This window comes from Pantoea leporis, assembly GCF_028048155.1.
Taxonomy (GTDB): Bacteria; Pseudomonadota; Gammaproteobacteria; order Enterobacterales; family Enterobacteriaceae; genus Pantoea; species Pantoea leporis.
Genome location: NZ_JALMEU010000006.1, coordinates 216,042 through 238,125, shown reverse-complemented (window position 1 = coordinate 238,125; position 22,084 = coordinate 216,042). Strand labels below are relative to the sequence as shown.

The following is a 22,084-nucleotide window of genomic DNA, read 5'->3' as shown; positions in this document are numbered from 1 at the left end:
CTCTTCCACCGCTTTCTTAATCGCGTCCGCATCGTGACCGTCCACGCCGCGCACCACGTGCCAGCCGTAGGCTTCGAAACGTTTGGCGGTGTCGTCGGTGAACCAGCCGTCAACGTGACCGTCGATGGAGATGCCGTTGTCGTCATAGAAAGCAACCAGTTTGCCCAGCTTCAGCGTACCGGCGATGGAGCAGACTTCGTGTGAGATGCCTTCCATCATGCAGCCGTCGCCCATAAACACATAGGTGTTATGGTCTACGATGTCATGACCCGGACGGTTGAACTGCGCTGCCAGCGTGCGCTCGGCAATGGCAAAACCCACTGCGTTAGCGATGCCCTGACCCAGCGGGCCGGTGGTGGTTTCAACGCCTGCGGTGTAGCCGTATTCCGGGTGGCCTGGAGTTTTAGAGTGCAGCTGACGGAAGTTCTGCAGCTCGCTCATTGGCAGATCGTAGCCAGTGAGGTGCAGCAGGCTGTAAATCAGCATTGAGCCGTGACCGTTCGACAGCACAAAGCGGTCGCGGTCTGCCCACAGCGGGTTAGTAGGGTTATGGTTCAGGAAGTCACGCCACAGCACTTCGGCAATGTCCGCCATGCCCATTGGGGCACCCGGATGTCCCGAATTGGCTTTCTGTACTGCATCCATACTTAACGCGCGAATGGCGTTGGCAAGCTCTTTACGAGAGGGCATCTTCTACTCCAGGTCGGATTAATGCTCCGCCACGCTTAACTTATTGTAATTAATCAGTTATAAGGCGAAGCGAGAAAAAAGTCGCACATCAATGTACATGAAAATCAGGACAAAAGTACATGCATCTGGGTGCTAAATCACGGGTAACCGTTTGCATTTCCGGGCTTGTCTGCTAGTCATTGAACAACATGCGAGCTATAACCAAAGCGTTTAAACACCTGGGCCAGTTTCAGGTGTTTGTTTTCTTTACCTTGTTACCCAAAGGATGCCGATATGAAAATGAGAGCCACGATTGTTGCTCTGGGAATAGCTTCGCTGCTGAGCGGATGCGAAGGGTTTGATAACAATGCGCTGCTACAATCGGGTGCGCAGGCTTATCAGGCCTATGCGCTGAACGATACGCAGGTGAAAGAGTTGAGCGATCAATCCTGTGCGCAGATGGATAAAGACAATCAGGTTGCGCCCGCTAACAGTGAATACCAGCAGCGCCTGAACAAAATCGCGGCGGCGCTAGGCGACAACATCAACGGCGTGCCTGCCAACTACAAGGTTTATCAGACCAAAGACGTTAACGCCTGGGCGATGGCGAACGGTTGTATCCGCGTCTATAGCGGGTTGATGGATATGATGACCGATAACGAAGTCGAAGGTGTGCTGGGCCATGAAATGGGCCACGTCGCGCTGGGCCATACGCGCAAAGCGATGCAGGTGGCGCTGACGACCACCGCAACGCGCACCGCTGCGGCTTCCGTCGGCGGCGTAATTGGCTCGCTGTCACAATCACAATTGGGTGAAATGGGCGAAAAGCTGGTGAATGCGCAATTCTCGCAAACTCAGGAAACACAAGCCGATGACTACTCGTTCGACCTGCTGAAAAAGCGCGGCATCGATCCGATGGGATTAGCGACCAGCTTTGAGAAGCTAGCGAAACTGGAGCAAGGAAGACAGAGTTCGATGTTTGATTCGCATCCGGATTCGGAAGCCCGCGCCCAGCATATTCGTGAGCGTATTGCGGCTGGGAAATAGATCGTGCTTGCTGTCCCCCTCCTCGGTCCTCCCCCATGAATGGGGGAGGAAGATGCTGCCACATGTCAGTGAGGAAGCTGCATTTAGCTGCGTCTCCTTCCCCCATTCATGGGGGAAGGCCGGGATGGGGGACAGTAAGCAAACATCAAAGCAAACAATCTTCAACGCTTAAACAATCCATCCACCATCGCACCCAAATCCTGGGTATTCGACGTCTTAATGTGGCCCTGCGGCGACAGCTTATCAATCACCTGCGGCAATAAGGCAGCCAGCGTACCGGACGCACCCTGTACATCGGTGCCGAGCTTATCCGCCAGCGACTGCAGCTGATCATTGCCAAGCGCATTTTGAATCTCGCCGCCATCAATCGACATGTTACTGCCGCTGCCTAGCCAGCTATTCAGCACCTGCCCGAGTCCGCCCTGTTGAAACTTCTGCAGCAGCACCTCAACGCCGCCCTGTTCCTGCACCCAGTTCCAGATGGCCATCAGCTGTTGCATCTGGTTGCCCTGCCCGCTTCCGTTGCTGTTTCCTAGCGATCCAACTAAATCGTCCAGTAAACCCATAGTCGCCTCCGCAGATTAATTAACCGTCAATAAGTGTAGCCGCAGGAGAAAGGATTAACCTTTATTTGCCGCCTGCACGTGCAGCATGTCCAGCGCCAGTGTGGCTGCGGCCAGCGAGGTCAGATCGGCGTGATCGTAGCCCGGCGCCACTTCCACCAGATCCATACCGACGATATTCATGCCCTGCAAACCGCGAATCAGCTTGGTGGCTTTATCGCTGCTCAAGCCGCCAATCACTGGCGTGCCGGTGCCCGGTGCGTGGGCGGGATCCAGACAATCGATATCAAAGGTCAAATACACCGGCAGATCGCCAACGGTACGCTTCACTTCCGCCAGAATGTCATCAACGCTGCGATCGTTGACCTGCGCGGCATCCAGCACGTTGAAGCCCAAGCTCTTATCGAACTCGGTACGAATACCGATCTGCACAGAGTGCTGCGGATCGATCAAACCCTCTTTCGGCGCAGTGAAGAACATGGTGCCGTGATCGAAAGTAGGACCATTGGAATAGGTATCGGTGTGCGCATCGAAATGCACCAGCGCCATTTTGCCGAAGTGCTTAGCGTGTGCACGCAGCAGCGGCAGCGTGACGTAGTGGTCACCGCCAAAGGTCAGCATGCGCTTACCGTTCGCTAGCAGTTTCTCGGCGTGCGCCTGCAGTTTGTCAGAGAGATCCTGTGAATCGCCAAAGGCATAAACCAGATCGCCGCAATCCACCACGTTCAAACGCTGGCGCAAATCGAAATCCCACGGCCAGCGACAGCCTTCCCACGCCAGGTTGGTGGAAATCTGGCGGATTGCCCCCGGACCTAAACGGCTGCCTGGACGACCGGAGGTCGCGGCATCGAAAGGAACACCGGTGATCACCCACTCAGCGTCACTGCCGTAAGGCTGGAAGTTGAGGGGGAAGCGCATGAAACCAAAAGCGTTAGAAACCAATGAGTTATCATACTGATTGCCCAAGGTGTTATGCATAACTGGTCCTCTTAAGATCCGTAAGTCGATAGGTCTGTTTAGGTATAGATGAAAAAAATCCCCTCAACGTAAATACTACGAGGAAGGGATAGATGGGCGTGATTATTACGAAGATTGAAGTTGGGTGCAATCAATGCTTTGACGTGGTAAGCCTCCAGAAAAATCAAGGTCAATCATTTCGGCTGGAGAGAGCTTGAAACCACAAACGATAATAATTTAATCAAGAATGTTTTGAGCAAAGTGAATAAGGAAAATTGAGCCTTTTCTCAATTATCTTCATAGGAAGGCAGGCAATAATTTCATCGATTGAAAAGTAGCAAATACGATACAAATCAAATAACAACCCATTTAATCAGCTAACTGTAGATGGCAAATCAACGCGACCATTCGAGTCTGCTTATTATCTATTATCTTATCTTCAGCGCATTGGTAACTGTTAAGCCAAGGGCGGTAGCATATCTATTAATCAAGAATACTGTGAGTTTTAAATGGCAAGAAGTGGATTAAATGTACAAAGCGCCACGATTAACGCATTGTTTTTTAGAGAGATAAGAACCAGATTCGGTAAGTTCCGTTTAGGGTATCTCTGGGCGATACTAGAACCATCAGCCCATTTATTAATATTGATGGCCATTTTTGGCTTCATCATGCATAGGACAATGCCAGACATTTCCTTCCCTGTATTCTTACTTAATGGGATCATTCCCTATTTCATTTTTTCTAGTATCTCTACTCGATCACTTGGAGCAATTGACGCGAACCAAGGCTTATTTAATTATCGACCGGTTAAACCCATCGATACTGTTTTAGCAAGGGCGATGTTAGAGACGATTATCTACGTAACTGTCTATATATTTCTGATGTTGATTGTTTGGGCTGCCGGGGAGTATTTTTCTGTAGAAAATCTACTGCAAATAGTGGGTGCATGGAGTCTTTTGATTATTTTCTCATGTGGCGCTGGACTCATTTTTATGGTGATAGGTAAAACCTACACAGAAACGCAGAAACTTTTGCCAATTCTCCTTAAACCGCTCTATTTCATCTCGGGAATAATGTTTCCACTGCACGCAGTGCCGAAAGATTACTGGCCATTTCTACTCTGGAATCCCCTCCTGCATGTGGTGGAACTCAGCCGAGCAGCCGTGATGCCGGGCTATAGTAGCGAAGGCGTCAGCCTCATTTATCTCGCCATTCTCACACTAACGACATTATTTTTGGGGCTTGCCATCTATCGCACCCGTGAAGAGGCAATGCTGACATCATGATTAAGATTGAAAATCTCACAAAGTCGTACCGCACCTCATCAGGCCGGCACTTCGTGTTTAAAGATTTGAATCTCACTCTGCCAGGTGGAAAAAGTGTGGCGTTGGTTGGCCGAAATGGCGCAGGTAAATCAACATTACTGCGCATGATTGGTGGTATTGACCGGCCTGATAGCGGCGCAATCACTACCAATAAAACGATTTCCTGGCCGGTTGGCCTTACTGGCGGTTTTCAGGGCAGTCTTAGCGGTAGGGAAAACGTTAAATTCGTCGCGCGTTTATATGCCAAACATAGTGAGATGAAAGAGAAAATAGATTTTGTTGAGTCATTTGCTGAATTGGGTAAATACTTCAATATGCCGATCAAAACTTATTCATCCGGAATGAAATCAAGATTAAGTTTTGGTTTAAGCATGGCTTTTGATTTTGATTATTATCTTGTGGATGAGGTCACCGCGGTAGGTGATGCGCGCTTTAAAGAAAAATGCTCAAGGATGTTCCAGGAACGACATAAAAGTGCGAGTTTTTTGATGGTGTCGCATAGCTTAAGTACGCTCAAAGAGTATTGTGGCGCAGCTATTTTCATTGGTAGGGATAATCATGTCAATTATTATGACTCGGTAAATGATGCTATTGAGGCTTACTTAAGAAGTGAAAATAAAAAAAATACTATTCCAATATAAATAACACCGCTAATCATTTTACAACAATCTATTTTAGGTAAGAGAAATGAAGGGAATCGAACATCAAGATTTGTTGATACTCATTGGAGAAAAAGGAGGGTTGCAAGCCCGTGACAATGGCTTTTGTTATTTTCAGCATAGAATGAATTCAGGATTTAAAAACACTTTTTTCATATATAGCAAACAGAATGTCGACATAGAAAAACTTATACCTTTTAATAAAAACATCATACTTAAGGATAGCAAAAAGCATCATAAGATATTTTATGATGCAGATTACCTCCTGCTTAATGACGGATATCTTGATACTTTCCCCTCTTTTAATAAAAAACCATTAGAAAAGGGCTGGGCTCCCATCGTATACCTTCAACACGGAATCATCTCTTACAAGAGAATATTCATATTTAAAGGTCACTACAACGGTAGAATAAGATATTTTAGCACTTCGTTGAAGTCAGAGAAAAATATCGTTATCAATACACTACAAACACAAAAAGATATTAACCAAACAAAAAGATTAGCCATCAAATACAAAATACCACACTACGATGACTTTTTTTCCAGGAATAACCTGGAAGATTTCTATATCTTGCTACTCCAGCGCTATTACGTTAACAAAAATTCTGTTGAGGTAGATGATTTACAGGCGCTAAAGAAACTCATACTGAATATTGGTTTCCTCGACAAAAGAGTGATCAATAGTGGCTTGTCGCGACATGAGCTACTACCAATGAAGAAGAAAAATGAAAAAAACATATTATTCTTTTTTACCTGGCGTGAAGAGTGGACAAAACCTGGCGATGACAATCCATTTTTAGACATAGTCCAGCAGATTAAAAACAGCCAAGGAATCATTGATTATGCAAATAAAAGAAATTTAAACATCGCATTTTATTTGCATGAAAAGATACTCCATCTTAAACCAATGATAGAAAAACTCTTTGATGGAGCTATTTCATTTGTCGGGCATGATGACTTTTCAGCAGTATTAAAAGATACGGCTGTATGCATAACAGATTACTCATCAATTGCCTTTGAATTTAACCTGATAAAAACACCGGTTATTTTCCTACAATTTGACTATGATAATTACAAGTTTGAACGAGGTCATTTTTTAAAATCCCCCTATGAATTCAACGGTTCAGTCGTGCGTACTATTGATGAACTTGAAGACCTATTTTCAGACAAAAGCATTGATTTCAAGATCAAACATCGAGCCAGAAAGGATTTCCTTAAAGTCATCCGTGATTATGAAAATTTTAATAAAACCAATAAATTTCTGGATAACGTGATTGCCGATAAACAACAGCACATTGTTTACTGCTGTTATAATATCTATGGCGTAGGTGGAACAGTACAAACAGTTATAAACCAGGCAAATTATCTGGTTTCTGTTGGCTATCAGGTATCCATTATCTCAATGCGGCGCACCAGTGATACACCTAAGCTACAACTTGATCCCAGTGTACGTATTGAATATCTCAATGACGCACGCAGCAATGGCAAGTTCCGCACAAAGCTGGATAGTCACCTCGCTCAATATTCTTCAAAGATTTTTAAAAAATCAGAAGATCTTTATAATGGCTTATCTTTGTTGACAGACTTTAAACTGGTAAGCATTTTAAAAACCATTAAGAACGCAACAATTATAGGCACATTCCCAGGCCTATGTGTGAATATCATTAAGCATGCCCATAAGTCGAATAAAGTCATTGTTCAAGAACATCGTGAATTTAGCTCACACTCTAAAGAAATACAGAAAACATTGTTAAGAAACTACCCTAAAGCCTATAAGGTACTTACTCTCACTTCTTTACAAAAAGAAGAGTACAATGCTCAAGGAATTAGTAAGGTTACCCCCATTCCAAATGGACTCGAAGATAAGTTCCCACTAATTTCACAATCGGGCAGGGATATCCAGAAGAAAAGAATTGTTTCTTTTGGTCGTTTGGTTGAGCTAAAACAATTCAATTTATTAATAGAATCTTTTGCAAAAATAGCAAAAAAATTCCCAGATTGGATTTTAGACATTTTTGGTGACGGTGATGAAAAAGAAAACCTTATCAATCAGATTTCAACGCTAGGTTTAACATCGCAAGTTACCATTCATCCACCGACATCATTAGTTTATGAAGAGATCTACAATAGTGCATTCTGCGCACTCACATCTGCTAAAGAAGCTTTTGGGATGGTCTATATTGAAAGCTTTAGCATGAGCAAACCTGTGGTTAGTTATGATATAGGCTATGGTCCTAAAGATTTCCTGGTGAATGAATATAACGCTTTAGTTTCTCCCTGTTTTGATACTCAACACTTTGCCATGAACATGGAAAGACTTATGGCTGATGAGAACTTACTCAGTCAACTTGGAGAGAACAGTCGAAAAACCTATCTTGAAAATACGAAATATCTAAAGTTATGGATAAGCTATTAAAGGAGTGTGAATGATGACTAAAACATCAAAATTATTAAATACCCCCGGTCTTTTCGTTAAGGATGCTTTTAAGAATATTCTGGGTGGAAGATCAAAAGAAATAATTAATGCAGTAAACACAACGCCAACGGTTGAAACAATCACTGAGCCTCCATTACTAAAATATGATAATGAAAAATTAAACATTCATTTAATAGTCATCGACACTATAAGTGATAAAATAAAATTCAAAGAAAGCTTAGTAAGGTATCAGTATCGTAGTATTATTAAGTACACTAATTTTAAAAGTCTCTCATACATTAGCCAAAGTATAATAAGCAACAACAGTGACATAAGTGTTTTTAAAAACTACAGTGAGGCTTTCAAAAATAAGATAAGAAACATCAGTCCAAAACGAGAATTATTTATATTTATAGATTTGAACTTTCTATTCCTTAAGAAGGTTACGAATAAAGATTTTATATCTCCAACGGGTATTCCTTATACTTTTATTAAGAATAAAAAAAGGAACATCGACCGAGTAAAAAACACCTTCGCAGAACACTTCTGTGAATTTGATTATAATTTTTCACCCGCTGAAAAATTCTGTTGCGTTGATAATATGCAACTTTGTCATTACAACAACATACTTGAGTCTGTCAGTAACCCACATGATTACTTATTCGAGTTCTTACCCATTTCTAACACTATGACTAAGGGAGAGCAAAGTATAATTAAATGACCCATTCAGTTTGCCCTGCTTGATAGAGGATATGAAGAAAAATTCATCTGGATACAATCTGTGCATGGCTCGAAAAGATGTCCTCTCGCCGTAACATTCAACAAGATGAATGATAAAAACGATGACTATGCTATGTTTTTAGATACGATTGTTCCTCATGTTTCACGTGACGAACACTATTTATCCGTGAAGCAGGAATTGAGTCATTAAAATAAAAAAATAAATTAGTCCATTCTCAAAAATCACAGGGTGGATTAATTTTAAAAATGAAACCCAATAAGATGCTAACTATTTCTCTTAGAAAAATCAGGAAATTCAAAAGAGCACCAATACTCTTTTTGAGAGATTACCTATTAAAACGACACCCTTTAATCTTAAATCATAACAATATAATCAATGCAACAGAAGGTATTATTGTTAGTGCTTTACAAAACTCAATAGCTTCCTTCAAACCTGCCTTCAAAATCGATGTTGTATACACCTGGGTCGATGCAAATGATTCAGCATGGTTGCAAAAAAAAAGGCTGCACAGCAATGCAGACATATCATATGCACTTTATGCAACTGAAGAATCAAGATTCAGTAACCATAATGAACTCTATTACTCTCTACTCAGTATTGAAAAAAATATACCGTGGGTAAATAGGATATTTATAGTCACTGACCATCAAACACCATTAATTCCAGATAGCCTCAAGGATAGAGTGGTGTTAGTTGATCATTCCGAAATCATCCCACAACAATATCTGCCCACATTTAACTCACATGTAATTGAAGCTTACCTACACAAAATTAAGGGATTATCAGAACACTTTATTTACTTTAACGATGACTTCTTTGTTGCTCAAAAAAACACCCCTGAGCATTTCTTCAAGTCAAATGGGATAGCGAGTTTATTTGTCAGTAACAAAAGCACTTCATATTCTCCAGGTAAAGAAAGAACAACAGCAACGTTATCAGCATGTCAAAATTGTAACGGTATTTTCGAATCAAAATTTGCTGTTCGATTTGACAATACACTGACTCATACTTATGTACCTTTGATTAAATCTGTTTTTGAAGAAAGTACGTCTATGTTTCAACATGAAATCGCTGCATTTTCCAGAAACAAATTCAGAGCGACGAATGACTTAAATGTTGCTACCTTCCTCGTTCCATATCATCAATATATTCTGGGTAAATCCGCGCCGAATCTGGACATCTGTTTTTATTTTAATATCCGTTCTCCTGCATCAGGCAGTTTCTATCGAGCGCTTATTAATGGCAAAAAAGACAATAATCTCCCACATTCATTTTGTGCGAATGACTTTAGCTCTAATGAATTTAATCATGATGGTTACAGTGAAAGATTGAATGAATTTCTATCATCATTTTTTATCTCGTAAAGTCATGACGTAAAAAGAATGACAAAGCTTCTTTATAGTGATTGCAATCGAAAAACATTTAAAATGAATAGGAACAACGTTGTTATGAATGATAGTTATGAGAAACAGATTGCAAGCTTCATTGCAGCAGGGAATGTTGTTATAGGTAAACCCGAAAAAGTTTTAGGTGATTTCAGTCTAAATTTCCAATCAGGTAAGAACTCCAGCATTACTTTCAGCGAAGGATGCATATTAAATAATGTATCTATTAATATGGAAAATGGTAACGGTGAATGGAAAGTTGGTAAAAAAACCTACATTCGCGGACGTTACTTTATTGGTGCTGGATCTAAAATTGAAATCGGAGATCAAACAGCAATGAATCGTCATGTACTTATTGTTGCTACTGAAGGCGCATCAATCACCATAGGCAAGGATTGCCTTTTCTCTGACATAACGATGTCTACGACAGATTGGCATTCAATCATTGATGATATGACTGGAGAAAGAATAAATCCTGCCAAATGTATCGTCATTGAGGATTCAGTATGGTTGGGTGAGAATGTCACAATTCAAAAAGGCATTACGATTGGAAAGAATAGCATAATTGGCTCCAAAGCATTAGTGACAAAAACCATTCCGCCCGGAAGTTTAGCCGTTGGTATTCCTGCAAAAATAATCAGAGAAAACGTCAGGTGGCAGCGCGCACTCATTCCTATGGACTTCCTGCCAGCAGAACCTTACTAAACTAAAATAGAGTAAATATTCAATGGGAACCCGCAATAGACGAACCATGCTGCGCTTGAGTGTCAGCATGGCGTTAATTAACAACGCTGAAATTGAGCTCATTTAAAGTTTTGCACGTCTTCTAATTCACTCCAAACTTTACTCGAAAAAACGTTCCATTGGTAATAATGGATATTAACTTGCGTCTGGCAGGTCAAATGTGACATAAAATTTTTGAACAAATAATCATCTATAGTAAATTGATCCCGCCAAAAAAAATCCAAACCCGACTGAAACGTTACTCCTCGAATGTCGTACAATGCCTCTCCCATCACTTTTATCCGCTTACCATGCATCAACGCTAAAATCCCTGCGGTGCTGTTGATCGTAACCACACCTTGAGCATGTAAAATTAATTCCCGCAAAGGGAGGTCATGAATATAAACTACTCTATCTATAATATTTAAACGCTTGCAGAGCTCATTGATCAGCGCTGCGTAATTGCGATGCCCACAATCCATTGGATGATGTTTAATCACCAGATAAGTATCCGCTGGTGCATGCTGCGCAAAGGAGCACATTACCTCATAGATATAATCCCGCACATCATTATAAGGGCTATGATGCTCTATTTGGCTGTCATTATAAACCTGTAAAATCGCCAGGTAATAGCGTTGATCTAGCTCAATCGTTAATCTATTAAGTATATATCTCTGCTTAAATTGATATAATGTCTTGCGCCACCCAGCACGAAACCAATATGTGGCTTCGCGCCAAGGTGAAAATGGTTTATGGTGACAATATTGGTCAAAAGTATGTCGATAATACCAGCTAATGAAGTAATACCAACTGGCATGCGCCATCTTGCGAATTTTAGATGGATAACATGCCTCTATTTTTGCTGCTGGCTGCGCCAGTAGCTGTCGATAGAACTCAGCATCGCGCGGCAATGAAGAGTTGGCATTGACACCGCCCTCCTCGAGCGTAATAAAATTTGGTCGCAGATATCCTTCTTCGAAAACAAAAAATCTAACCCCTTGCGTATGCGCCCAGCCTTTCGCTACCTTATGTAGCGTCCGGCAATCGCCAAAGCATAAAATCGTATCAAATTCATAATCCCGCTTAACTTGGTTGAGCCAAGCCGAAAACTCCTTTTCTGTTTGCATGAACGCGAGGTATTTACGTTTACGGCAATAGAAGCGGTCGCCGCCGTTGAATACGACATTCACGGCTTTACGCCCTAATGATTCCAGCCAATAAGCCATGTCATTAAAGAAAGGCCCCATTGGGCCTTGCAACAACAGGAACTGCTTTCCTTTTAGCAGCTTTTTAATAGCTTCACTCATGGTTTAAAATGCTAACTTAACCTTAATAAACATTGATAACTTTTTTCCCATCCGCATAAGTCTGTCTCGCCAATTTTTATCAATCACCATATTTGCTCGTGGTGTATTGATGAGAATTTCAATGGCTTCTTCGACTGAAATAGCATCCAGTCGTAACGGATGAATGTAAGTTGGATAGGCAATTAATGCTTGATAGATTAAATCGTAAAGGCCTAACTGTTTCACACGGCGGAAACAATCATGCTCGTCATATGTTAATCCCCATCCAGCATAGAATGGCATGCCGTAGCAGTACACGCGTTTGCCATGCAATAAAGCTTCGAATCCTGAAAGCGATGTCATGGTATGTACTTCATTGGAAACCTGAATACATTGAATAATGTCTGCATCCAGCGCCTGATAATCAGCATATTGATTAATTTCTCTATCAGTAATATGCCCTTTGCGGTTGCCTACTACTACATCTGGATGTGGCTTGTAAATAATGTATGCCGCAGGATTACGCTCCCGTACGGTTCGTAACAAATCCCGATTAGTACAGATTGTAAAGGTGCTGGTCTGAATAGATGCATCATTTTCTACCTGACCTGGCACCAATAATACACGTTTCCCTTTTGAATCGGCTGGCAAAGTAAAATCAACTCCAAGATTGTATTTACTGATTCTGTTATTTACGAGTCGATGATGAACCTTCCTCGCCTGCGAACATTGAGCATCGGTTAATTCACTTTCATTGAGCAACACCTCTAAATCACTGGGTCGCGTGGCATCGTAATAAATACCACGTTTATCCAATACCAAGGACAACGGCGGCATAAGATCTGAACCCAGGCCCGAAGAGCGTAAAAAACCATCTTCCATCCGCCAAACAGGTAATTGTTGGGCTTGCGCTTTTTCCAACCAACGCTGCTCGCCAGCAATTCCCCACACCACACACGCGGTAGCCAGCTTATTACTTTTTGAAAAACTCAGCGTATTGGTAGCGGTACGCAAAAACGGTTTAAGGATGGTGTATTTCCACATCGATAAACCCGGCGCCCAAAGGTGTCCGATACGTGGTAGCTGATAGTTGCGTTGCAATTGGATCCAATGCAAAACATCAAACAGCGTTGCGGGCTCGCCGGTCAACGGGTGGATATAGCGGCTATAGCGCAAGTAGGCCGCCGCAAACAGTTGCTCAAGCGTAGCGTTGCCACGCCGTTCACTTAGCTGCTTAGCTTGTGGATGGCGATCGTCGGTCAATCCCCAACCGGCATACCAGGGTTGGCCAAAGCACGTCACCGGTTTACCTGCCATCAATGCTTCAAATCCATACTGCGAAGTCATGACATAGACACGTGAGACATGCCGCAACAGAGATTGTGGGCTCACATCATCAGCCATGAGATGTATATGATGCGTGGATTGGAAGGAGTGGTAATATCCCGACTTCTTGCCTTGTAGTACGTCCGGATGGACCTTTATCCAGACCACGGCACCAGGATTTTCCCGCATCGCCGCCTCTAACATCAGGACAAAATTATTCGGCCCCGCATTGCCATAGGTTACGGACATGTCACCTAGCGTTTGGTCAATAACTAATACTACATTGCTGGTTGCACATGCTCCTGCAATAAAAGCCGGGGCCTGATTATATTTCGATAAATCTTGCTCAACGATGATGCTCATTGCTCGTTTGGCGTCATCGGCAAGCCGTTGATTAACTTCTCTTTCCTGGATCATCTTCTCTAACTCGCTGGGCCGGTTAGCATCGTAATAGATCCCCAATCTATCCAGCACCAGTGAAAAAGGTGGCGCGCCATTAACGCCAAGATCCAGCGAGCGGATATAGCCATCTTCCAGTCGCAGCACTGATTTTCCTACACTACGCGCCCACGCCACTGGCTGACGTGTATTGGGACGATATCCCCACACTGCAATGGTGGTCACGGCATCGGCGACAGGCCGTTGCAGCGATAATTTCTGGCACGGCTGGGCCAGGAAATTACGCAAAAATGGAATTCGCCAGATGCCCGAAGAGAATATACCAATCATCACGATGCACCCTTACAGCGTAAGAACCACTTTCGCCGCAACGGCTAATTGATACAGGATGGTGGAAATGCCACGCGTCACTTCGATGCTCTTCGATTCATACTTCGGCAGCACCATTAACTCATCACCTGGATTCAGCGCACCGACATCTTCCGCGTCTTCGGCTGCGCCGTTCTGGCGAATAACGATGACGCGCGCATTACCGGACTTCTGCGTAAAGCCACCACTTTTGGCGATGTAATCTTTCGCGCGTAAGCCTTTCTCCCAGCTCACTGCATTCGGGAACAGCACTTCACCATGTACCAGCACCAGTGAGGTTTTCTGAGGAATGCTAATCACATCACCATCTTCCAGCAGGGTGGCCGCGAGGTTTTTCTCGTTCAGAATGACTTCACCTTTTGGCACGACCTGACGCGCTTTCGCCACAAATCGGCTGACCAATTGCGCTTCCTGGAAGCGAAGGCCAGCCTCTTCCTTGGTGGATGATTGCGCAGAAAGCGAGGCTTCCTCTAACTTCTGCAACGCCAGGTTCATCATCTCTTTCTGGCGGGAGGCCACAGAGGGACGATACAGCTTGATAGCGCTCATCTGCGACATACTATTAGGTCGAATCTGCTTCAACACCGCCTGCATGTTGGATCCGTAAGGCAGTACCATCGCGTGTTCACCTGAGTGTGCGCCTTCAACGCGGACCTGAATCGTGCTGGCATAGCGATCGGTGCTCACAATCAGTCTGTCACCATCTTGCAGGAAGCGGCCGTTCGCCTCGCGAATTGGATAATATTCGCTGCGCTTTGCTAAACCTTGCTGGCGCACAATAGTAATATGCGTCGCACCCGGTTTGACTCGCGCCCAGCTCAAAGCTTCGGTGACAGGAATAGTGCTGTTGCGAAATTCAAAGTTATAGCTATTGAATACATCGCCTTGCACATTGAACGTATGCTGACGCGGCCCGACCACAATGGTGTCGCCATCGGCAAATTGTGATAATCCCAATTTACCGTTAAGCAAAAAATCATACAGGTTGATATTGGATCGCACTTTATTGCCACGTTTCACTGCAATATCGACGTAGCTACCACGTTCAGGATCAACGCCGCCCGCTTTAATCAAATAGTTCAATAGGGAATCCGACGTCACGCCGCCATATAAACCCGGGCTGTGAACAAAACCGGTGACGTAGACTTTCACAGGCTGTGCCTGTAATAGCGATGCATACACACTGACGTTCGCTTGGTAGACCTGCTTCACTTTGCTGGTAATCAACGCGTTTAGCTGGCTGTTACTGATGCCAGCAACTTTTACCGGCCCCACATTTGGCAGAAAAATGTTGCCTTTGGGATCAACCTGCAACGCGCCGTCAAAAGTAAATGCGCCCCATAAACGCACCTGAATGCTATCTCCTGGATTCAGGATATAGCCGGGATTGAAACCTACGCTTGCCCCGTTCTCTCCGCTATTGCCATTAAACAGCTGGGCACCAAACATACGGCTAAGTACCACAGGTGCAACTGGCACAGGCGTATCATCAAATCCGCTGTTATTGCTGCTGATATTTACCGGTGCCGAATTGAGCAAAGATTATGTTTTAACGCCGGTTAAGTTTGCATCAGAATTAATATTTAAGGCCGCATTGGCCTGCGCAGTGAAGCAAGCTGCGATCATTACAAATGATTTTAAAATTTTCATAACAGACTCATTCTGCGACAGCATTAATCCCGATGATCTTCAATCACTGCCAATAACAGTTTCAGGGTGCCAAACATTAAGCAGCACACCAGCAACCAGCAGGCGATCAAATACGGAATGTTGGGGAAAGTGGACTCTTGCGGCTGCTGCGGTGAACTGATCACCGAAAGCACTTTCAGTTTGCGAGCGGCTTCCACGCGTGTTTTTTCGATGGAGGTCAGCGCGAGCTTGTAAAGCTCATTATCAAAGGTGACACGCGATCTAATCTCTTCAAACTCCACCGCCATGCGGTTGAGTTTGTCGCCCTGCGGCGCGGTGATTTTGCCTTTCTCGTTATCGATCTGCGCCTGCATCGAGGCAATGGCGTTACGTACGCTGACAACTTGCGCAGCGTCATCACGCAGATAGGTCAGCAGAGTACGCAGCTCCGCTTCCATCTGGATCTTCTGGCCCATCAGCGTGTTAACCAGTGAACTGGCTGCTAACGCTTGCGCTTCAGGATCCAGCACATTGTTGCTGTTCTGATACGCCAGCAGCTCGGATTTACTGTTATCCAGGCGTGAGCGGGACTTTTCCATCTCCTTTTCCGCAAAGGTCAGCTGATCACGCGCAATACGGTGCGACAACTCATTAATGAAGCGTTCGGACTCTTTCAGCACCGCTTTATTAAAGTTAAGGGCAAACTCCGGCGTAAAGCCTTGCGTGCGAATAGCCAGCAATCCGGCTTTATCGTCATACGTTACGCTGATACGTTCACGATAATAACGCAGGAATTTTTCGGCAGTTTCATCAGGAGACAGATGGTGCAAGAAATCCAGCCCGCTTTGGCTGAAGGCTTGACGGAAATTAAGTTGTTTATCTAGCACTGCCAGCATATCCGGCGAATTGATGTACTCCTTTAAGTAAAGTGCATCTTCCACCGAACTGGGATTAATCGCCCCTAACAACAAGCCAAAATTCACGCTATTGCTGGCAAGATCATCTGAGCGTTTAATCGCGACTTTGGATTCGCTCACAAAACGCGGCTGACTGAATATTGCCAGATAAATAATCAGCAACGTCATTGGGAGAAAAATGATCGCTTTTCCGAGGTGCCGTTTAAGATTGGCGAAAGAAACAACGCCTAATCTTTTTTCAAATTTTGATAAGGTGGAATTCTCTTTTATTAACATGGAGCAATCATCAAATATTCATAAGCGTGCCGTAGCACATCATTGAGGTTCGGCCTGCGGCTCTGCGCATTAATAACCCTGCCGCCCCTCGAGGAAAATCCAATATTTCGGGATGTTTTTTGGTGACAAATTGCAGCGCATTAAATAAAAGTACCGCGTCCGTCTTCCCGCGCTCGAAAATAAAACCACATTGATTTGTTCATAATTTCATGTGCGTAACGTATCAAAGCGCTCAGCTTAGCGTTAAGCGCACTTAGCGCCTTTGAGAAACGGCTTGTTATCGTTCACTTCGGGAAACCCTTTTCTCTAATAACAAGCCGGCTCAAGACATTTCTTGCTGTAATTAATTATATAAGTGCGGGATTTATATTTAACGGTTCGTGTAATAGTTGCCGAAACTTCATGGTGCCCTCATCAATCACCCAAATAAAAAACCGCCGTTTCCTGAGGAAAACAGCGGTTTTAAACTAACGCATTATACCGTTCCAATCAGCGTTCGCGCATCGCCTCTTGCGCTTTGTTAAACGGCTTAATTAGATAATCCATCACCGTCTTCTCACCGGTTTTAATATCCACGGTAGAAACCATGCCGGGACTGATGGAGAAGCGCTTACCGGCTTTATTCTGCACGTAGTCGTTATCGGTGCGGATAAACACGCGGTAATAGTAAATTTCCGGTTTCACCTCATCCTGAATGGTATCTGGCGAGATGCTCTCCACCACGCCGTTCAGGCCGCCATAAATGGCGTAGTCATACGCCGAGATCTTCACCACCGCCCGCTGGCCGGGACGGATAAAGGCGATATCGCGCGGTGACAAACGCGCTTCAATCAGCAGACGATCGTTCATCGGCACAATGTTCATCAGCTCGCCATTCGGTGGGACCACGCCGCCCACGGTGGAGACTTTGATGTTTTTTACGATGCCGCGCATCGGCGAACGGATGGTCAGTCGCGTCACCGTGTCTTCACGCCCTTTCACCACTTGCGCCATGCTGTCGGCTTCGGCGTTGGCTTTCGCCAGCTCCTCACGCGCCTGCACGTAATATTGCGAACGCATATCGGTGAGTTTCAGCTCCAGATCTGATTTATCGCGCTGCAAACGCAGCACTTCCACGCTACTGGCGGCACCGGTTTTGGCCAGACGCTGCGTGATGACCAGCTCGCGGTTAGCCAGCGCCAGCGACTCTTTAAACTGCGCAGTCGCATCAGTGAGCTGTGCGCGGCGGGTTTTATACAGCCGCGTTTCTGACGCCATCAGATCGGGGAACTTATTCAACTCTGCCGGGAAACTCAGCGGCTGATCGTTCACTTCCGCATTGAGACGCGCGGCGGCAGCCAATGCCGCACGATAGCGTGCCGCACTTTCGCCGACGTTGGATTGCGAGCGCGTGGCATCGAGGCGCGCCACCACTTGCCCGGCCTGCACCTGATCGCCTTCGTGCACATACAGCTCGGTGAGGATGCCGCCTTCCAGCGATTGCAGCACCTGATCGCGCGAGCTGGGGATCACTTTGCCGGTGCCGGTTGAGACTTCATCCAGCACGCCAAACCAGGCCCAGATCACCGTAACGAGGATCAGTGCGGTGCTGATGACGATCAGCCGCACTGCGCCGGTGTAATGGGTTTCTGATCGCAGCTCGCCGAGCAGATCGTCGGAAGAATCCACTTCTGCCGCCGTCACTAAGCGCAGTTTTGCCGGTAATTGTTTGATCATGATTGCGCCTCCGGCAGGTTGCCGTTAGCACGCGGTGCCGGCAAGGCGTTCTCTTTCGGGCTGTCCATCACCAGTTGTCCCTCTTTCAGCACCAGCACACGATCCACTAGCGCGAGGATCGCCGCACGGTGCGTCGCCACGATCAAGGTGCGCCCGTTGAGCCACTGACCGAGACGTTCGATAAACTCTTTCTCGGTGTGATCGTCGAGCGCCGCCGTCGGTTCATCCAGCAGGATGATGTTGGGATCGCGCAGCAGCATGCGCGCCAGCAGCAGCGACTGACGCTGTCCGCCCGAAAGCCCAACGCCGCCTTCCATGATCGGATGGTCGAGGCCGAGCGGCAGACGACGAATGAAATCTGCGCCGCCGCTGACGGTAAGTGCACCAAAGATGGCATCATCGGTGGCGTGCGCCGCGCCCATGGTGAGATTCTCGCGCAGCGTGCCGTGGAACAGCCGCGCATTTTGCGTTAGCAGGCCAACGTTACGCCGCACATCGGCCACATCAATGTGCGGCAGGCTGAGGTTATCCAGCCGCAGTTCACCGCCGACCAGATCGATGCCGCCAATCATCGCCTGCAGCAAGGTCGATTTACCCGAACCGTTGCGTCCCAGCACCGCAATACGCTCGCCCGGTTTGATGGTCAGGCTTTTAATGCGCAGCGCGATGTTCATCGAATCGGTGTAGTAACGGAACATTGCATCGGTGAACTGATAGTGACCAAACAGCACCGGCGTGTGGATCCGCGTTTCGTCTTTGCTGTTTTCCACCGGCAAATTCATCAGCGCATCGAGGCTGCCTTTCGCCGCTTTCACCTGCTGCCAGCGCGCCAGCACGCCGCACAGCGTCGCCATCGGCGCGATCATGCGCGAGGAAAGCAGCGACGCCGCCACAATCGCACCGGTGGTGATATCGCCGTTGATCACCATCGGCGCACCGATCACAATCACGCTGGCGTATACCAAACCCTGCACCGTCACGCCCCAGGTAATCAGCGAGTGCATCACTTTGCGCATCTCCACGCCGGATTGCGCGGTAATGCGAATGTAGCTGTTCCACTGTTGCAGGAAGCGATCTTCCGCCTGCATCAGCTTGATATCTTCCAGCCCTTGCACGCTCTCCACCAGCACCGCATTTCGCAGCGTCGACTCTTTCAGGTTCTGCTGCGCCAGCTTCGCCAGCTTCTTCTGGCTCAGCACGCCTGGCAGGATCATCAGCAGCACCGCCACCGGCGCAATCCACGCCAGCTGCGGCGCGATAATCGCCATCACCAGCATGAACAGCAGGAAGAACGGCATATCGACAATCGAGGTGACTGTGGTGGACGTAACCATTTCGCGGATCGCCTCTAGCTCGCGCAACTGCGAGATAAAGGTGCCGGTCGAGCGCGGCACCGCGCTGTTACGCAGCCGCAGTGCGTGACCAAATACCCGATCGGAGACGCGCATATCGGCACGCTTGCCCAGCAGATCGGTCACGTGATCGCGCCCAACGCGCAGAATATAAGTGAACACCACCGAGATGATCACGCCGATATACAGCACATACAGCGTGGGATAGGACTGCGCCGGAATCACCCTATCGTACACCTGCATCGAGAAGATAATACCGACCAGCGCCAGCAGGTTGATCAGGAAGGATCCGAGCATCACGTAGCCGTACGGCCGCAGATCGTGCAGCACCAGACGGCGCAGCCAATCCGGTTTTACCGTGGCGAGATAGCGATCGACGCGGCTATCTTTGGCGGCGGTAACTGGACGCAGCGCGGCGGCAAAGCGGATTTCCGGCAGCAACGTCTCCAGCGCAATTGGTGCTGGCTGTTCATCACCGGCAAAATGCACCCGCACTTCATCGTCGCCATCAAACTGGGTGATAACGCCCACCTGACCGTCGGCCAGCTCGATCGCCAGCGGCAAGCGCCAGCTGGTGATCTCCCACTTATTCTCTTCATATAATTGCAGCGATAAGCCGGCCTGGCGCGCCAGATGGCGTAACGCTTTATCGCGCGACTGTTTGCCCTGCCATTCGGCAGCGGCCATGATCATGCCCGGCGAACAGGGCAAGCGATAATGGCTGGCAATCAGGATGATTGCGGTGGCCCATCCGTGTAAGGGCTCGTTTCCCCCGGACGCGCTATCAGGCGCGTCGGGAATCTGTAATTGCGTCATGGCTGGATCTCCACGGACTGGATCCGCTGATTATTCAAAGCAAACGCCGACCGCATATGCCCGGTGCTGTAGAGACAATCGAGCTGCAGTGAGCGTAACTGGCTGATGGTTTGCTGCAATGTGAAACGGGTCTGGAACACTTCCTGCTCGGCGTTGAGCACGTCCAGCAGTGGACGCGTACCGAGTTGCAGATACTGATCCTGATAGAGCGACTGGGTTTTCTCGCCCAGCGTCTGTTGCCGTCCCATGATCGCCAGGCTGAGCGCCAGGCTTTGCGACGCGTTCTGCGACTCGCTTAGCTGCTGACGCGCTTTAAGCCGCGCCGAGTTGACGGCCGCATTGGCGGCCTGCAATGCATTGGCGGCCGCGTCCCGGCTGGCGGTGATGCCGCCGCCCTGATAGAGCGGCATTTCTACTTTCACAAACGCCGAATATTGGGTGCGATCCAGCGATTCGCTGCCGGAATAGTGATTATTGAGATAATGCGTCACCTGCGGTTCCAGCGAGATAGTTGGCATGTTTTGCGCGTTAGCATTATCGAGTTTGGCCTGCGCCTGATTGGCCTGCGCCCAGGCCGCCAGCACCGACGGATTGAGCTTGTCATCGGCTTTCGCCACCTGACAGAACTGGGTGAGTTTGGTGGGAAAATCGTCGCTGACCTTTTTCACCAGCGGCCAGCCAAGATAGGTTGCCAGCGTGGCGCGCCAGCGGTCGAGGTTGGCTTGATACTGCGTTAGGGTGGTACGCGCGCCTTCGATACGCGCATCGGTTTGGGTGGCATCCGAAAGCGACGCCGCGCCTTCTTCATTACGCTGGCGCGCCAGATCGCCAATCTTACTCAACGCCGTGAGCTGCTCACGCGCAATTTTGACCAGTTGCTGATAACCCTGCACTTCCACCAGCGCCGAGGCGGTATCGTGCGCCACGGTATCAATGCTCACCAGCACGTTGGCCTGCTCCTGCGCCACGCCCGCTTCGGCGGAACGCACTGAACTGCTGACCTTGCCGAAGTCATACAACATCTGTGAAACCGACAGCACAAAAGACGGGCTGAAGCCCTTTTCGCTGTAAGCATTGCTGTAGCCGTTGTTCATGCCGGCACTGATTTGTGGATAGTATTTGGCTTTCGCCACATCAACCTGATTAGCCTGCTCCAGCATTTTTCCTACTGCCTGAGCGATATCGGGATGCCACTGAACGGCGCGCTGCACCGCCTGGTTGATGGTGAGAAAGTCGGGGACGTTGGCGAGGGCGGGTTCCGCCACTTCACCGGTTAATGAAGGCAGTTCTTGCTGTTGCGCTAAACCTGCTGAGGTGATGTGCCCCGCCCGGGTTAACGCGTCACTGACCGCTAAAAGTGGAGAACTGTAAAGTAAAGCCATGCCCGCACAGAGAACGCTGAGCTTAAACGAACGGCGAAAAGTTGCGCCTGAGTGCATCAGTTCCATCGATAGTCCACCAGTCAATAAAGAGAAAGGGGCGCATCCCTGCGCCCTAACTGCATCCCTGCAT

General features: G+C 47.1%; 16 protein-coding genes and 1 pseudogene. 7 read left to right on the top strand and 10 right to left on the bottom strand.

The features are described from left to right. A partial coding sequence (locus MWH02_RS16790; RefSeq protein WP_500797207.1) for a thiamine pyrophosphate-binding protein occupies positions 1–690 on the bottom strand: 690 nt, incomplete at its 3' end. Positions 691–963: 273 nt separating this feature from the next. Here MWH02_RS16790 and loiP point away from each other — a divergent pair. Continuing rightward, the gene (gene loiP, locus MWH02_RS16785) at positions 964–1,716 is read left to right on the top strand and encodes a metalloprotease LoiP (RefSeq protein WP_271461073.1); all 753 of its coding nucleotides are present in this window, start codon (positions 964–966) and stop codon (positions 1,714–1,716) included. Between the two features lie 161 nt (positions 1,717–1,877). On the opposite strand, the gene MWH02_RS16780 is transcribed toward loiP, so the two are convergent. Continuing rightward, on the bottom strand, positions 1,878–2,282 hold the full coding sequence (locus MWH02_RS16780) for a YidB family protein (RefSeq protein ID WP_101761933.1): 405 nt from the start codon (positions 2,280–2,282) through the stop codon (positions 1,878–1,880). Positions 2,283–2,336: 54 nt separating this feature from the next. Further along, positions 2,337–3,257, bottom strand: a complete 921-nt coding sequence (gene speB / locus MWH02_RS16775; RefSeq protein WP_271461072.1) for an agmatinase — start codon at positions 3,255–3,257, stop codon at positions 2,337–2,339. Positions 3,258–3,745: 488 nt separating this feature from the next. On the opposite strand from speB, the gene MWH02_RS16770 reads away from it, so the two are divergent. The 6 genes from MWH02_RS16770 (at position 3,746) to MWH02_RS16745 (ending at position 10,468) form a co-directional block, all read left to right on the top strand. Continuing rightward, positions 3,746–4,522: an ABC transporter permease gene (locus tag MWH02_RS16770; protein WP_271461071.1), complete on the top strand. Its 777-nt coding sequence runs from the start codon at positions 3,746–3,748 to the stop codon at positions 4,520–4,522. Beyond that, on the top strand, positions 4,519–5,202 hold the full coding sequence (locus MWH02_RS16765; RefSeq protein ID WP_192236430.1) for an ABC transporter ATP-binding protein: 684 nt from the start codon (positions 4,519–4,521) through the stop codon (positions 5,200–5,202). Before MWH02_RS16770 ends, MWH02_RS16765 begins: the two co-directional genes overlap by 4 nt. Positions 5,203–5,248: 46 nt before the next feature. After that, positions 5,249–7,636 carry a glycosyltransferase gene (locus MWH02_RS16760; protein WP_271461070.1) on the top strand — a complete coding sequence of 796 codons (2,388 nt, stop codon included), beginning with the start codon at positions 5,249–5,251 and terminating at the stop codon, positions 7,634–7,636. Between the two features lie 10 nt (positions 7,637–7,646). Continuing rightward, entirely contained in the window at positions 7,647–8,357 is a 711-nt protein-coding gene (locus MWH02_RS16755; protein WP_271461069.1) for a hypothetical protein, read from the top strand. A gap of 266 nt (positions 8,358–8,623) precedes the next feature. Next, positions 8,624–9,742 carry a stealth family protein gene (locus MWH02_RS16750; RefSeq protein WP_255610360.1) on the top strand — a complete coding sequence of 373 codons (1,119 nt, stop codon included), beginning with the start codon at positions 8,624–8,626 and terminating at the stop codon, positions 9,740–9,742. A gap of 84 nt (positions 9,743–9,826) precedes the next feature. After that, positions 9,827–10,468: an acyltransferase gene (locus MWH02_RS16745; RefSeq protein WP_192412055.1), complete on the top strand. Its 642-nt coding sequence runs from the start codon at positions 9,827–9,829 to the stop codon at positions 10,466–10,468. A 98-nt stretch (positions 10,469–10,566) separates the two neighbouring features. On the opposite strand, the gene MWH02_RS16740 is transcribed toward MWH02_RS16745, so the two are convergent. From MWH02_RS16740 to MWH02_RS16710, 7 genes and pseudogenes are all read right to left on the bottom strand, one after another. Continuing rightward, entirely contained in the window at positions 10,567–11,793 is a 1,227-nt protein-coding gene (locus MWH02_RS16740; RefSeq protein ID WP_101761925.1) for a capsule polysaccharide biogenesis protein, read from the bottom strand. Positions 11,794–11,796: 3 nt separating this feature from the next. Then, positions 11,797–13,827: a capsule polysaccharide biogenesis protein gene (locus tag MWH02_RS16735; protein WP_271461080.1), complete on the bottom strand. Its 2,031-nt coding sequence runs from the start codon at positions 13,825–13,827 to the stop codon at positions 11,797–11,799. Between the two features lie 12 nt (positions 13,828–13,839). Then, positions 13,840–15,516 (bottom strand): annotated as a pseudogene (locus MWH02_RS16730) (polysaccharide biosynthesis/export family protein). Between the two features lie 23 nt (positions 15,517–15,539). After that, the gene (locus MWH02_RS16725) at positions 15,540–16,688 is read right to left on the bottom strand and encodes a capsule biosynthesis protein (RefSeq protein WP_271461068.1); all 1,149 of its coding nucleotides are present in this window, start codon (positions 16,686–16,688) and stop codon (positions 15,540–15,542) included. Between the two features lie 489 nt (positions 16,689–17,177). Next, a complete protein-coding gene (locus tag MWH02_RS16720; RefSeq protein ID WP_271461067.1) occupies positions 17,178–18,404 on the bottom strand; it encodes an HlyD family type I secretion periplasmic adaptor subunit in 1,227 nt (408 codons plus the stop codon). Beyond that, entirely contained in the window at positions 18,401–20,572 is a 2,172-nt protein-coding gene (locus tag MWH02_RS16715; RefSeq protein WP_271461066.1) for a type I secretion system permease/ATPase, read from the bottom strand. Before MWH02_RS16715 ends, MWH02_RS16720 begins: the two co-directional genes overlap by 4 nt. Further along, positions 20,569–22,020: a TolC family outer membrane protein gene (locus MWH02_RS16710; protein ID WP_271461065.1), complete on the bottom strand. Its 1,452-nt coding sequence runs from the start codon at positions 22,018–22,020 to the stop codon at positions 20,569–20,571. Before MWH02_RS16710 ends, MWH02_RS16715 begins: the two co-directional genes overlap by 4 nt. Positions 22,021–22,084 lie beyond the last annotated feature (64 nt).